The 15,296-nt window shown below is 43.4% G+C and carries 13 protein-coding genes; 10 read left to right on the plus strand and 3 right to left on the minus strand.

Features of this window, described 5'->3' with window-relative positions; translation table 11 throughout:
• The first annotated feature begins 46 nt into the window (after window positions 1–46).
• From FGM00_RS15375 to FGM00_RS15410, 8 genes are all read left to right on the plus strand, one after another.
• Window positions 47–634: a Crp/Fnr family transcriptional regulator gene (locus FGM00_RS15375; RefSeq protein WP_236262815.1), complete on the plus strand. Its 588-nt coding sequence runs from the start codon at window positions 47–49 to the stop codon at window positions 632–634.
• Between the two features lie 99 nt (window positions 635–733).
• Window positions 734–1,402: a peroxiredoxin-like family protein gene (locus FGM00_RS15380; protein WP_138853757.1), complete on the plus strand. Its 669-nt coding sequence runs from the start codon at window positions 734–736 to the stop codon at window positions 1,400–1,402.
• Window positions 1,403–1,525: 123 nt separating this feature from the next.
• The gene (locus FGM00_RS15385) at window positions 1,526–1,774 is read left to right on the plus strand and encodes a hypothetical protein (RefSeq protein WP_138853758.1); all 249 of its coding nucleotides are present in this window, start codon (window positions 1,526–1,528) and stop codon (window positions 1,772–1,774) included.
• Window positions 1,775–1,779: 5 nt separating this feature from the next.
• The gene (locus FGM00_RS15390) at window positions 1,780–2,613 is read left to right on the plus strand and encodes an oxidoreductase (protein WP_138853759.1); all 834 of its coding nucleotides are present in this window, start codon (window positions 1,780–1,782) and stop codon (window positions 2,611–2,613) included.
• 633 nt (window positions 2,614–3,246) lie between these two features.
• Window positions 3,247–4,959, plus strand: a complete 1,713-nt coding sequence (gene ggt / locus FGM00_RS15395) for a gamma-glutamyltransferase (protein WP_138853760.1) — start codon at window positions 3,247–3,249, stop codon at window positions 4,957–4,959.
• A 636-nt stretch (window positions 4,960–5,595) separates the two neighbouring features.
• The gene (locus tag FGM00_RS15400) at window positions 5,596–7,023 is read left to right on the plus strand and encodes a S41 family peptidase (protein WP_138853761.1); all 1,428 of its coding nucleotides are present in this window, start codon (window positions 5,596–5,598) and stop codon (window positions 7,021–7,023) included.
• A gap of 86 nt (window positions 7,024–7,109) precedes the next feature.
• Window positions 7,110–7,781: a ligase-associated DNA damage response endonuclease PdeM gene (gene pdeM / locus FGM00_RS15405; RefSeq protein ID WP_138853762.1), complete on the plus strand. Its 672-nt coding sequence runs from the start codon at window positions 7,110–7,112 to the stop codon at window positions 7,779–7,781.
• Between the two features lie 42 nt (window positions 7,782–7,823).
• Window positions 7,824–8,615 (plus strand): tryptophan-rich sensory protein, encoded by a 792-nt coding sequence (locus FGM00_RS15410; protein ID WP_138853763.1) that lies wholly within the window; start codon window positions 7,824–7,826, stop codon window positions 8,613–8,615.
• Between the two features lie 129 nt (window positions 8,616–8,744).
• Here FGM00_RS15410 and FGM00_RS15415 read toward each other — a convergent pair whose 3' ends face one another.
• Together FGM00_RS15415 and FGM00_RS15420 are read right to left on the minus strand one after the other, a co-directional pair.
• On the minus strand, window positions 8,745–10,103 hold the full coding sequence (locus FGM00_RS15415; RefSeq protein WP_138853764.1) for a dihydrolipoyl dehydrogenase family protein: 1,359 nt from the start codon (window positions 10,101–10,103) through the stop codon (window positions 8,745–8,747).
• Between the two features lie 3 nt (window positions 10,104–10,106).
• Complete coding sequence (locus FGM00_RS15420) at window positions 10,107–10,892, minus strand: SDR family NAD(P)-dependent oxidoreductase (protein WP_138853765.1); 786 nt, start codon at window positions 10,890–10,892, stop codon at window positions 10,107–10,109.
• A 128-nt stretch (window positions 10,893–11,020) separates the two neighbouring features.
• Between FGM00_RS15420 and mfd the strand changes: the two genes are divergently transcribed.
• Both mfd and FGM00_RS15430 read left to right on the plus strand, forming a co-directional pair.
• Window positions 11,021–14,422 (plus strand): transcription-repair coupling factor, encoded by a 3,402-nt coding sequence (gene mfd / locus FGM00_RS15425; protein ID WP_138853766.1) that lies wholly within the window; start codon window positions 11,021–11,023, stop codon window positions 14,420–14,422.
• 8 nt (window positions 14,423–14,430) lie between these two features.
• A complete protein-coding gene (locus FGM00_RS15430) occupies window positions 14,431–14,748 on the plus strand; it encodes a tellurite resistance TerB family protein (protein ID WP_138853767.1) in 318 nt (105 codons plus the stop codon).
• Here FGM00_RS15430 and FGM00_RS15435 read toward each other — a convergent pair.
• Window positions 14,745–15,260, minus strand: coding sequence for a hypothetical protein (locus tag FGM00_RS15435; protein ID WP_138853768.1), 516 nt, complete (start codon window positions 15,258–15,260; stop codon window positions 14,745–14,747). The two genes, FGM00_RS15430 and FGM00_RS15435, sit on opposite strands and share 4 nt — an antisense overlap.
• Window positions 15,261–15,296: the final 36 nt, after the last annotated feature.

Consider the following 15,296-nt stretch of genomic DNA (forward strand, 5'->3'; position numbering starts at 1 on the left):
CCGCCTTTGGCGGATGGCACTGCTTCGTGGCACATTTGAAAAAACATTGGAACAATACAAAGGCATATTAGAAAATATCGGAAAATACGTAACTCTTACCAACGAGGAAACGGAAAAATTGATTGCCATAATCAGAACTACGAAAATCAAAAAGCGACAGTTTATTGACCAACCGAATTACGTTTGCCAATACCGAAATTACGTAGTCAAAGGAGCGTTCCGTTCTTATTTTATAGATAACGAGGGCAAAGAACACACCGTTCAAATTGCACTTGAGGATTGGTTTGTAAGCGATTTTTACAGTTACATAACCCAAACGCCGGCAACACTTTTTGTGGAAGCTTTAGAAGATTCAACCATACTTCAAATGACCTATGACGATATCGAAGGGCTTTGCAAGGAAATTCACGCCTTGAGCGAATATTTTAGAATTTCGACCGAAAGAGCATTTGCTTTTTCAAGAAAGCGTGCATTATCCAATTTGAGCTTGACAGCAGAAGAACGCTACTTGGAATTACTCAATCGCTATCCAAATATGATCAAACGTGTACCGCAAAAAGTTATCGCTTCCTATTTGGGCTTTACACCCGAATTTCTTTCCAAGATAAGAAGAGACCTCGCTTCAAAATCTTAATCTAGTTCAAGACTATTTCATAATCCAGTTCATTTTTAAAGTAAGTAAGTCGCCACACCTTTGTATTGTCGATTTTGACTTCACTTAAATCAAGGTAAAATGAACACAGAAAAAAAATCCTATCAAGAAAACTTAAAAGACTTGCGAGATAATTTAGGTAATATGCTTCCAAAAGAAGCACTTGCGGTATTTGACAATGACGCAGAAAGTCTTCAAGAAAACCATAATTCCATCTTGAAATTACAAGAAGGCCAGAAAGCACCCGATTTTTCGCTCACCAATGCAAATGACAAAACCGTAAGACTTTCAGAATTGCTTAAAAAAGGAAAAGTCGTCCTTACATTTTATAGAGGTTCGTGGTGTCCTTACTGCAATTTACAATTGTCACATTATCAAAAGTCGTTGGAAGAGATTCACGATTTAGGAGCAGAATTAGTTGCAATCTCGCCACAAACTCCAGATGAATCTTTAAATGTAAAAGAAAAAAATGAACTCAATTTTGAAGTTTTGAGTGATAATGGTAATATCGTGGCAAGACAATATACAACCGTATTTAAAAATGCTGATGCACCAGTGAATATTATGACTGAACTCGGATTTGATTATGACGCCCACTATTCGGACGATTCAAGAGAATTGCCAATACCTGCGGTATTCATCATTGAAAAGGATTCAACCGTTTCTTTCGCAAAATCATTGGGTGGCGACTACAGAAACCGTGTTGAGACTTCTGAAATAATTAACCATTTAGAAAATGGGTCAAAATGAAAAACTCAATTCAAAACATCATAAATTGGCTATTGGCGATTTTAATGGTCGTTTTTTGAGCTTAACAAGTTTCTTGGTTTTATTCCGGTAGAACCACCAACTGACCCTACTGCTCAGCAATTTATGGGAACGATGTTTTCAACATACCTATCTGTAGTTGTTGCCATTGCTGAAATTATTGGTGGAATTTTATTAGCTATCCCAAAAACAAAAATTGTGGGCTGGTTTGAAGGCTTCCTTGTAATTTTCAATATAGTTGTTCTTCACGTTGCACACGACTTTGTTGGCAATGTCATTTGGTTGCTACCAACCATACTATTTTTGACAGCAAACTATTTCCAAAAAGGAAAAATATACTCACTTATAAATTAAGAATTATGAAAAACAAGATTTGGTTAATCACAGGTATATCAAGCGGTTTGGGTAAAGCACTTGCCGAATCCGTAATTGAAAAAGGCGACTTCGTCATCGGCACGTTTCGCAAGCAATCCCAAGTTGACGAATTCAACGAGAAATATTCCAATAGAGCCTTTTCAATACTTTTAGACATTACCGATGAACAAAGTATTGAAAGAAATGTAGAAAAATTGGTCTCAAAATTCGACAGTATTGACGTTTTGGTCAATAATGCCGGCGTTGGTTTTGTAGGGGCGATTGAAGAAACATCGATGGAAGAGACCCGAAAAGTCTTTGAAGCAAATTTTTTCGGAACGTTGAAATTGACACAGGCAATACTTCCACATATGAGAAATGAAAAAAATGGACACATCGTCCAAATCTCGTCTCACGGTGGAATTAAGGCGTTTGCAGGTTTTGGGATTTACAATGCAAGTAAATTTGCATTGGAAGGTTTCAGCGAAGCTTTGTCACAAGAAGTTGAGCCTCTTGGAATTAAAGTTTTGATAGTTGAACCAGGACCGTTCAGAACAAATTTTGCAGGAAATGGACTTGGAGAAGCCGAAAAAGTAATTGATGATTATTCCGATACGGCAGGAGCGTTTAGAACCAAACTGAAAGGAGTTGATGGAAAACAAGAAGGACATCCTGTAAAAGCATCGAAAGCAATTATTGACGCGGTCTACTCTGAAAATATAACACTTCGATTACCTCTTGGCAAAGTTCCACTTATGACAATCGGAATGAAATTGGATAGCGTCAAATCGGATTTAAAAAAGAACCGAAAAATCGCTGAACAAGCCGTGTACGAGTAATAACGTGCCTCAACAACGTGACCGAGCCGATGAAGTAGCATTAGTCATAGCTTTTTATTGTTTACTTAGGAACTCATGTATTCGCTGCGCTCACGAGGACTGTGTAATTGTACTTCTAATACCCCTCTACAAAAGTGGGCGGTCTTTAAAACCGAAAAAGGTTTTCATTATATTTCCACAATATTGCGCGGATTTGCCTTACGGCAGGCAGGCTTCACAACTTGTCCGCCTTTGGGGGATAGTGCTGCGTTGTTATTAAATTGGCGAAACGAGTTTGAAACAAGCTATGCTAACCATTAGGTTATTTCCTATTTTGTCTATCAAAATGATTAATTAATTTGGATTTGTAAGAAAGCTGTCCTAAAGATTGGGGGATGCTCGGAAATACCTGACGAAAAATAACCTAATGCCAACAACGGTAACCCTTGCACAAAACCTTTGACCAAATATCCCAGCCTCAAGATAGCCCTTCTACAGATCGATTTTCAGATAGGATATTTATATATCAGGACGGGACATGTGCCGTTTTAAACGCCCGTAACGGCCCTTAAATAGCATGTAAGACCGAAAATGTGCACTTTTATCATACCGACGACGCTTTTTTTAAACTACCTTTCTCAAAATCAAAAACAGATGAAAAAAATTAAATTCGTGCTTTCTTTTGGCCTTTTTACCGCCATCGGTTGCCTGAGTGTAAAAGCGCAAACCTATGCCAAAAAAGCTATGGTCGTTTCCAGTAGCGAAATTGCCTCTACCGTCGGGGTCGATATCTTGAAAAAAGGTGGGAACGCAGTAGATGCTGCCGTAGCTACCGCATTTGCCTTGGCGGTCACCCATCCCGAAGCTGGAAATCTGGGCGGTGGTGGTTTTCTGGTGCTGATGGATACCATCGGGAACGCGACTACTATCGATTTTCGTGAAAAAGCGCCATTGCAAGCTACCGCCGATATGTTCCTGACCGAAGCGGGCGAATTGTTGAACGGTACGAATTTGTATGGTCAAGAATCATCGGTCAATCACATCGGTCTCAAATCCGTTGGGGTGCCCGGAACCGTGGCGGGCCTACACATGGCGCATAAAAAATACGGTCAGCTCCCTTGGGCAGCTTTGGTGCAACCCGCTATCGATTTGGCACAAAACGGCTTTCCGTTAACCTGGTCACTCTCCCAAGCTGCTACCTTCTTAAACGACAATTCAGAAATTCAGTTCTTGAAAGATTATTTTAAATCCGACGATGGCGATTTGGTACAATTCGGAGAAACCTGGAAGCAACCGGAATTGGCCACTACCTTAATCGCTATTCGGGATAAGGGACGGGATGGTTTCTACAAAGGCGAAGTTGCGCAGGAAATTGCCGATTATATGAAAGAGCACGGTGGAATCATCACCAAAAAGGACCTGAAAAAATATGAAGCGATTGAAAGAACCCCAATAAAGGGTACCTACAAGGAATACGAAATCTATTCAATGCCGCCACCGAGTTCCGGTGGGGTCGCCCTTATCGAGATGATGAATATGATGGAGCTGGCGCAATTGGATTCCATTCCCTTCAACTCCACCGCCTACGTGCATTTGCTGGCCGAGGTCATGCGAAGGGCCTTCGCCGATAGGGCGGAGCATCTCGGAGATCCCGATTTCAATCCGGATATTCCATTAGAGTCTTTGATTTCAAAGGAGTTTGCCAAATCCCGTTTTAAAAATGTTGACATGGCCCAGGCCTCAACGAGCGACGCTTCCAAATTCGGGCAACTCTATGATGGGGAGAGTACTACTCATTTTTCCGTAGTGGATAAAAATGGTACTGCCGTTTCGGTAACTTATACACTCGAACACAGCTATGGCTCTGGAATGGGCTCTCCCAAACTCGGCTTTATATTCAATAACGAAATGGGGGATTTTAATCCGAAACCGAATACGACCACCGATACCGGCTTGATCGGAACCGATCCTAACATCATTCAACCGGAAAAAAGAATGCTTTCCAGTATGACCCCGACCATTGTCGCCAAAGACGGCCGACCGTATCTCGTCATCGGGAGCCCCGGAGGGAGAACCATCATCAACACAGTTTTCCAGACGGTATTGGGTGTGGTGCAATATGATATGGGTATCGACAAGGCGATAGAAGCTATGAAAATCCACCACCAGTGGTTACCCGATGTGATTAGATATGAAGAGCACCTGCTTTCGCCGGATACAAAGAATAATCTTGAACGTATGGGCCATCGCTTAAGGCCCGTAGGTAATCTGGGGTCTCTAATGGGAATCGTAGTGGATAAAAATAGAAAAATCCTGATCGGTGCTTCGGATTCTTCAAGCGGCGACGGTGCCGCCGTGGGGTATTAAGAAAACCAAATACCAAAGTACTTATTGTCACAAAACCTTTGGATTAGGTACCGCGAACAACATACTGTCCCGCTTTCACTCGTCATGAACTGCGATACCTATAGCGCTGTTACTAAAGCCTAATGTTGTTTGTTGCGCATTAAAAAAGGGAAGGCTTTCGCCCTCCCTTTCATTTTAATAGTTACTACCCTTATGAAAACCGTATCAGTTTTAATGCGGTATGTCTTCGGTGATTTCGCCAGCTTTCGTGACGGGTCGTGGACCTGTCAAGGCTGGCATTGTTTTCAATATGTTGTTTCTTTGTATTCTTCATTTGTACTTCTTCTTTACTTCTTGTGATGGGTACAATAAGCACCCTTATCTACACTCCGCATTAGACGTGAACATCGCCCATAAATTACAGTATTGGGAGAAGCTTAACACCGCATCGTGTCCTGTAGAAATGGCGATTGCATAACGGTTGACGGTTTATTATCCATTTTCTAAGATGCATCACTTTTTCTCCAGCCAAAGGAGGCACCATTTGTAATAGACCAATGTCGGTCAGTCGGCAGGGTAGAATCTATTTTTATTACCGATAGCGAAAGGACAACCATTGTTTTTACTATATTACAAAGCCTATTAAACAACGAACATATGCATAAACTCATCTCGATTTTCTTTACATCGATCTTACTACTCTCTTGTGAAACAAATAAGAGCAAATCCACCGAAAATCAAGAAATCGACCTAAGGGGAAATTGGGAATACCTCGGTTTCGGCAAAGCGATTAGCATTAACGACAGTATCGTTAAAGGGTTTCATATTTCATCGGTTGGTAATGTGCCTTTATCGGATAACAACCTATCGGACTATTTTGAGTATTACACGGTCGACACCCTATCCAATGACACCATTCTTTTAAAAGATGGCGTTAAGACCTTTAAACTTTTTAGAAGCGACAAGGATTTCGAAAAAGATATACATGAAGATTTGTCGAACGATCCGAATTATAATTTCGAGGTGCTATGGCATACGTTCAATGAACAGTATTGCTATTTTAAGGAGCGAAGTATCGATTGGAAAGCGCTATACAATAACTATGCGCCCCAAGTTCAATCAAACATGGAACCCTTGCCGCTCTTTTTACTATTCGAGAAGATGCTGGGAGAAATACAGGACGGTCACATTTCTATTGACGTTCCCGACGAATTGGAAGAGGCTTACGAAAATCAGACAGCCGACAATGGCAAGGAATCGAACGAGGACATTCCCGAGGGGTTGGAAAAAAGAGTAAAGGACCGAATCGTTGAAAAACATCTGAAGACCTTCGGTCGATTTAACCAAGGGGAACTCAAATGGGGCATGGTCGATACGCACGTCGCCTATATGCAAACCTCTAATATGATAAGTTGGGCACATTACCCCATTGCCGATAGTTTATCGAAGGACCAATTTTGGTCGGAATGGTGGAAAAAACTGAACCAAGCCAAGAATCATCACGATGATGTGGCGGAAGGCACCCGATTTATTATGGATTCCATTGTACGTACTGTGGCAGACGCGAAGGCCTTTATCATCGACCTGCGGTTTAACGGTGGTGGTTTTGACGATGCATCCGTTGAAATACTAAACCACTTTATACATAATAAGACCGAAATAGGCACGAAGAAAGTAAAATTAGGTGGCGGGTTTACCGAAAAACAATCCATTATGCTTACACCGTCCGAAAGGCCATTTAAAGGAAAACTGTTTATCTTGACCAGTCATGAGACTGCAAGCGCGGCTGAATTGTTGGTGTTAGGAAGTAAGGAATTGCCAAACGCTAAAATTATAGGTGGGACCACCGAGGGTGTTTTTTCCGATATTTTGCGCAAAAAACTTCCCAACGGTTGGAAATATGGTCTATCGAATATGATTTATGAATCGGTAGACGGTGTGAGTTACGAGGAGGTTGGGATTTCGCCGGATATTACCCTCGATTATCCCGTGCGCTCAAAAGATTTTTATGAGTATCTTTTGGAGGATGTAAAGGATGGGGACGATGCCATCCTAAAGGTCATCGATGAAATAAACGGAGATTAATCCGTCGATAAATCGGAAAAATCAACATCCGGACACATGCATTACAAAAGAAGGCGGATAAAGAAATTCTAGTGTACTTTTGCATCATGACCCAATCCATTCGAATAAATGACAACAACTTTATCATGCACCCGTCGGGTGTTTTGTTTTGGGAGGAGAAGGCCACGCTTTTGATCAGCGATGTACATTTGGGCAAGGTCTCCCACTTTCGCAAGTTTGGTGCGGCCGTACCTCAGAAGGCCGTGGCGAAAAATTTTGAGCTGTTGTCCACTGCATTCGAACACTTTCAGCCTAAAGTCATCTGTTTTATGGGTGATCTGTTTCATTCTTCGCTGAACAAAGAATGGAATCTGTTCGAAACATGGGTCAAAAACACTAATGCCAAAATCATTCTCGTCGCAGGAAACCACGATATCATTTCACCACTAAAATATGAGGATTTGGGGATTTTGGTCGTTTCCGAGATTCAGCAAGACGGTTTCCTATTGACCCATCATCCAGAAGAACGCGAAGGGTTTTTCAACTTTTCGGGGCACATCCATCCTGCGGTAAGACTCCGCGGTGCGGGCCGGCAAACGGTACGCCTTTCCTGCTTTTATAGCACGCCGGATCAAATGATTCTTCCCGCCTTCGGGGAGTTCACGGGTACCTATGTGCTGGAACCCCAACAAAATACATTGATTTTTGCCACTACGGGAGAAGAAGTCTTTCCAGTAACGCTTACCGAATCGAAGAAAAGAAAACGCTTTTCGCGTTAATTTTAGCTTTTGCGAAATAGTATCTTTCGCCAAAATCGTATCATGAAAAAATCGCTTTCCATTTTCAACCTACTTTCGGTGGTTCTGGTCATAGTGGTCAACTATATCTCGCAAATTGTCGAATTCAACGGAGTGACCATCGGCGAAATGAGCCGGAGGTACGACAACCTTTTTACTCCGGCAGGTTACGCCTTTTCCATTTGGGGCATAATTTTCCTGCTCTTATTGGCCTACGGGGTGTATCAAGTGCGAAAGGCCTTTTCCACGAAGGACACCTCAAATTTTATTCAACAAACCGGACCCTGGTTCATATTGGCCAATCTCCTGAATTGCACTTGGGTCATCGTGTTCGCCTACGATTTTACGGGCCTCTCCGTACTGGTCATGTTGGGCATTCTCTTTTCCCTGATAAAAATAATTTTGAATACCGATATGGAACGATGGGACGCACCTATAGGCACTATCGCATTTGTATGGTGGCCCATATGCATCTATAGCGGTTGGATCGCCGTCGCGACCATTGCCAATATTTCGGCCTATTTGATAAAAATCGGTTGGGAAGGTGGTCCGCTTTCCGAAATTACATGGACGTTCATCATGATCAGCGTCGCGACCTTGGTAAATCTCCTCATGGTCTATAAACGAAATATGCGGGAATTCGCCTTAGTAGGTATATGGGCACTGGTCGCTATTTTTATGCGCCATCAAACGGACTATATTTCCATAGCTTATACTGCACTGGGGTGTAGTGTTGTTCTTCTTATCGCCACCGCCATTCACGGATATCGGAATAGGGAAACGAATCCTTTTCAAAAATTAAGGGGTGAGTTATAAAGTTCAAGTTGTTTTACCGGCCGTTAAAAATGTTCAAATACCTTCTGAAATCCACTTGTGATAGTTTTTTTGAAATCATATGTTGATGACCTTCCAACAGCAAACTCCGGGGCAAAATCAATTTCACGCTTACACCATACTCTTTACATCGTTCGCCCAGGATGGGTAAGTGAAAATCGTCTGCTTTATTTGGTCGGCCGTCATACCCATATTGATGGCCATAGCAAAGATATTGATGGTGTCTCCGGCCTCGGGGCCCAGCAAGTGCGCCCCCACGATTTCGTTCGTCCGCTGGTTCAAAATGATTTTATAGGCATATACCGGGGCGTTCATGCGTCTAGCGTTGAACCACCCTGGAACAGATTCATGTTTTACAATTACATTTTTGTAACGCGCCTTGGCTTCTTTTTCGGAATACCCTACGGAAGCCATGTTCGGCAGAGTAAATGCTACCGAGGGAATGACCGGAATATCCAATTTCTTGTGATTCCCTTTGATTAGGTTCTCGGCTACCACATAACCCTCCCGACCGGACAATGGTGTTAGGGGGAGTCCGTTATCGGATACATCGCCACAGGCGTACACGTCGGGATTGGTTTTACTTTGTAAAAAGGTATTGGTGGCAATTCCGTTTTCATTGAAGGCAACATCACCTTTCTCCAAATCAAGTTCTGAAATAGCGGGGATCCGGCCCGCCGTGTTAAATACAGCCCTGGATTTCATGGTCTTCGTCTTTCCGTTCTTGGTATAGGTCAGCTTGAAGTTCTTGCGCAATTTTTTGACAGCGGTCGTATCGGCCTTAAAAATAAACGCAATACCTATTCTCTTGGAGTATGTGATTAATTCCGTGACCAAATCGGCATCGAATACCGGTAAAATACGTTCTCCGGATTCGATTACCGTAACCTTTGCTCCGGAACGGACGGCCATATGTGCAAATTCCATTCCGACATAACCCCCACCGATAAACGTAATATGTTTGGGCAACTTTTTTAAATTTAAAAAGTCATCACTCGTCTTTAAGTGCTTGCTTCCTTTAAAATCGAGCGGTCGTGGTTCGTATCCGGTTGCGATTACGATTTTATCCGCCTGAACGGTTTTGCCTTCTACGGAGAGCCTATGGGTATCCAAGAACTTTGGGGATTGATGGTACAAGTCGATGTCCAGCTTTTTCAGGTCTTTTTCCGTCGCAGACGGAATGGATTTGGTGAATTTCCGTTTGTATTTCTGCTGTTGTTTCCAATTGGTCCGCAGCATCTTTCGAACACCCTTTCCCAAAAGGTTTTCTGCCGATTCCCGTATCTCGATAGCGGCCAACAGTACTTTTTTTGGATCACATCCTCGATTCGAACAGGTACCCCCGAATTCCCTCTTATCCGCAATGGCCACTTTTTGTCCTGCCTTAACGCACTCTTTAGCAACCGTCTGCCCGGCGATACCGCTTCCGATTACGAATACATCATATTTTTTTGCTTCCGTCTTTTCCATAATTTAAAATGCTGTTTTCACAACACCACCATCTACTTTGAGCGCCGCGCCGTTGGTAGCCGACGACAATTCGCTTGCCACATAAACGACCATATTGGCAACCTCCTGCGTAGTGGCAAAACGTTGGATCAATGACGAAGGCCTTTCCGTTTCAAAAAATTCCTGTTCTACCTCTTCCTTTGATTTTTCTTCGCCGATACCTGCGAAATCTTTGACCCCTTCCGACAAGGTGGGGCCGGGCAATACCGAATTTACGGTTACCCTAGTACCTTTCGTAGTTTCGGCAATACCTCGTGATATGGCCAATTGTGCGGTTTTGGTCATCCCATAATGCACCATTTCTTCGGGAATATTAATGCCGCTTTCGCTAGATATGAAAATGATACGCCCCCAGTCCTGCTCCAGCATCTGTGGTAAAAATGCCCTGGAAAGCCGTACACCGCTCATTACATTGATGTCGTAAAATCGCTGCCAATCTGCATCCGGAATATCCAGGAAGTCCTTCGGTTCGAAAATCCCAACATTATTGATCAGAATATCGATTTTTCCGCAAGACGCGATCAGCTCATCAATCTGCTCCTGCTTCGAGAAATCGCAAGCGATACCGGAGATTTTTCCGTTCTCCACGACCTTGTTCATTTCGCAGAGCGCATCCTTCACCGAATCTTCTGAACGTCCGTTGATGATGACCTCGGCTCCTTCTCGTGCCAAGGTTTCCGCGATCGCCCTTCCGATGCCTTTAGTAGAGCCCGTTACGAGGGCCACCTTATTTTTTAGTTGTAAATCCATTGTCGTAGCGATCTTATGTATAGTACAAGTTTGTGCTTTTTTGAGCCGATTCCTAATCCATATTCAATAAAAACGGACGCAATCCATCAATCAATAGAGATGCACTATATTTGCAAAAAAAAATACGCTTGCCCAATACTGTCATTCCAACACTTTTTGAACGGTCTCCACAACTACGGAAACTGCGGGATGTCATTGCCAATAATGTCGCTAAAGGAGTTTCGGAGCCCGTAAAAAAAGGGTTCGAGGGTGTACCTCAACTGCTGCTTAAAGGTCTTGCCGGTTCTTCACTTTCCTTGGTTTTAGGTGATGTTTTCCGAAGTTCCGAAGTCCCTTTTCTATTGATTTTTGATGATAAGGAACAAGCTGCCTATTACCTGAACGACCTGGAACGAATCGTTGGCGAAGACGACGTACTTTTTTATCCCGGCAGTTACCGTCGCCCGTATCAAATCGAGGAAACCGATAATGCCAATGTGCTCTTACGCGCTGAAGTACTCAATCGCATCAATTCCAGAAAAAAACCTGCGGTCATTGTTACCTATCCAGACGCACTTTTCGAAAAAGTCGTGACGCGGAAAGAATTGGATAGGCATACGCTCAAGATAAAGCTCGACGATACCCTTTCCCTGGATTTCCTGAACGAAGTGCTGTTCGAATATAAATTTAAAAGGGTAGATTTCGTAACCGAACCCGGCGAATTTTCGGTACGCGGTGGTATCGTAGATGTGTTCTCATTTTCCCATGACGAACCCTACCGCCTGGAATTTTTTGGCGATGAAGTCGACAGTATTCGCACCTTCGATATTGAAACGCAATTGTCTACCGACAAGGTGAAAAAAATCAGCATTATCCCCAATGTAGCGAATAAAGTACTTACGGAAAAAAGGGAGAATTTCTTGAGTTACATCTCGCCCAAGACCATCGTTTTTTCGAAAAACACCGATTTGCTGTTCAGTCGGCTCGATGATTTTTACAAAAAAGCCGAAGAAGCCTTTGCACAGCTTACGGCCGAAATCGAACATGCTGCGCCCAAGGCCCTATTCGTAAACTCCGCTTCATTCAAAAACGAATTACAGCATTTTCTCGTCATCGGCTCGCAAGCTTCCGAGAAAGCGACCTCTGAAATCGTTTTCAATACCGATCCCCAGCCTTCGTTCAACAAGAAATTCGATTTGTTGATTCAAAATCTGAACGAATACCATGGCTTGGGGTATACCAATTATATCTGTTGTGCCAGTGACCAACAGGCAAAGCGCTTTCAGGATATTTTTGAGGATGTAGCCGTAAATGTGGCCTATACAACCGTTGTGTTTCCCTTATTTCAGGGTTTTATCGAAAATGACCTTAAAATCGTCTGCTATACCGACCATCAGATTTTTGAACGCTATCACAAGTTCAACTTGAAAAATGGCTACGCCAAAAAGCAGGCCATCACCTTAAAGGAACTGAACAAACTCGAAATCGGGGACTATGTCACCCATATCGACCATGGTATCGGCAAGTTCGGTGGTCTCCAAAAAATTGATGTGCAGGGCAACAAGCAAGAAGCCATTAAATTAATGTACGGTGAAAGGGATATTCTGTACGTGAGCATACATTCCCTGCACAAAATATCAAAGTTCAACGGTAAGGACGGTGCTGTTCCCAAAATCTACAAATTGGGTTCCGCTGCTTGGAAGAAACTCAAACAAAAAACCAAATCCCGGGTCAAGAAAATCGCCTTCAACCTGATCAAGGTATATGCCAAACGCAGGCTTGAAAAAGGTTTTCAGTACGCCCCCGATAGCTATTTACAAAGCGAATTGGAAGCCTCCTTTATTTATGAGGACACCCCGGACCAGAGCACGGCGACCGAAGATATAAAGCGTGATATGGAGAGTGAGCGTCCCATGGACCGTTTAGTCTGTGGCGATGTGGGCTTTGGAAAGACCGAAGTGGCCATTCGTGCCGCATTTAAAGCCGCCGAAAATGGCAAGCAGGTCGCCGTTTTGGTACCTACGACCATCTTGGCATTTCAACATCACAGAACCTTTACCGAACGCCTAAAGGAAATGCCCGTAACGGTAGACTACCTCAACCGATTCCGTACCGCCAAAGAACGGAGGGTAACCCTTGAAAAATTGGAGGCCGGCGCCATCGATATCATCATTGGCACACATCAATTGGTGAACAAAAACGTAAAATTCAAAGACCTCGGTCTGCTCATCGTTGACGAAGAACAGAAGTTCGGCGTTGCGGTCAAGGACAAACTCAAATCAATCAAAGAAAACGTTGATGTATTGACGCTGACCGCGACCCCCATTCCCAGAACCTTACAGTTTAGCTTAATGGCCGCAAGGGATTTGTCGGTCATCAACACCCCGCCACCCAACCGGTACCCTATTGAAAGCCGTGTCATACGTTTTACCGAGGATACCATTCGCGATGCCATCAGCTACGAGATACAACGTGGCGGACAGGTATTCTTCATCCATAACCGTATCGAGAATATCAAAGAAGTGGCGGGCATGATCCAACGTCTCGTGCCGGATGCCAAGGTCGGCATCGGTCATGGGCAAATGGAAGGCAAAAAACTGGAATCGCTCATGCTTTCCTTTATGGATGGAGAATTCGATGTCCTGGTATCGACGACCATCGTAGAAAGCGGTCTGGATGTGACCAATGCGAATACCATCTTTATTAACAATGCCAATAACTTCGGTTTGAGCGACCTTCACCAAATGCGCGGCCGGGTCGGGCGGAGCAATAAGAAAGCCTTTTGCTATTTTATCACGCCACCCTACGAGGTCATGACCCCCGATGCGCGCAAACGTATCGAGGCCCTAGAGCAGTTTACCGCCCTGGGCAGCGGCTTCAATATCGCCATGAAGGATTTGGAGATTCGTGGGGCAGGCGATTTACTGGGAGGGGAACAAAGCGGCTTTATCAACGAAATCGGATTCGAAACCTATCAAAAAATACTGGCCGAAGCCATTGACGAACTCAAGGAAAATGAATTTAAGGAACTTTATGAGCAGGTGGAAGGCCATCAGGAAAAGGTCTTTGTAAAGGAAACCCAAATCGATTCGGATTTTGAGCTGCTCTTTCCCGACGATTACATCAATAATATTACCGAACGCTTGAACCTTTATACCGAACTGAACCAAGTGAAGGATGAGGAATCGCTGTTAAAATTCGAAAAAGAGCTCGTTGATCGCTTCGGGGAATTACCGTCGCAGGCAGAAGATTTGCTGAATTCCGTTCGGGTGAAATGGATCGCCAATAGCATCGGATTGGAAAAAGTGGTCATGAAAAACAAAAAGTTGATCGGTTATTTTATCGCCGATCAACAGTCGGAATTTTACCAAAGTGCGGCCTTTACCAAGGTACTTCGCTTTGTACAATCAAACCCGGGCAGCTGCAAGATGAAAGAGAAAAAAACCCGGAACGGGCTGCGCCTGTTATTGATTTTCGAAGGTATCAATTCTTTGGAAAAGGCCTTGAAAGCCCTCGCTCCTTTCGAAAAACAGGAATTGCAGAATGCTTAACCCACCATATGGACTTTACCCTTGCCGAAAAATTAGCTATTGTTAAAGCAGTCGATGCAATTGTAATTGCAGACGGAGTAGTACATAACGGCGAAATCGACCATGTGCAGCAACTAATGCACACTATCGATTTCGACAGTAATTTTATCGTTCAAGCGAGAAATATACCCGCTGGGCACGACATTAAAATTCTAAAGGAGATGCCGGACAATAAAAAGACGGATTTGGCGCGCATTCTAAAGGAAGTTGCCAATTCAGACGGATTCGTTCATAAAAAAGAAACGGCATTGATGTCCCAAATCTTTGCCGCTATCGAATTTATTTAACCTTTAAAAGGATGGAGTTCTCGACACGACTTCTGACACTTGGAGGCTGAAGCTCTTGAGGCATCGTAACAATCGATTTTCCCTTGTCCGTCACCCATTTTAGCACAACTATCCCGTCTCTTTTTAGCCGCCTTTCCACAACTCTTGCTACACTCGGCGAATCCCACGTCTACCGGATTTTTCCAAAACTCATCACTGGCAAAGACGAAATCCTCAAAAGTACTGTTGTTCATAGGGTTTGAACTAATTTGCATGAACGCGAGTCTCGATTTTGTATTTTGATCATCAAGTTGCGCCTGTAGCTTTTCGATGCGCTTCTCCAAATCCTGTATTCTTTTTTCCATACTGATATCGGCTTGGTCTTGGGGTGTGGCGTTATCGGACACTACTTCCGATGATTTCATCTTGTTTGCCGTGCTCGATGATTTTGAAGGGATATCCCGACTTTTTTCTTGGGCGGTGCCCATGGTCAAACAGAAAACAATTGCAAGAAAAAGTATTGAATTTTTCATAATTCTATGGATTAAGATTTTTTAAAGCTAACCTAA

Origin of the sequence: Aggregatimonas sangjinii (assembly GCF_005943945.1) — a bacterium.
Lineage (GTDB): Bacteria > Bacteroidota > Bacteroidia > Flavobacteriales > Flavobacteriaceae > Pelagihabitans > Pelagihabitans sangjinii.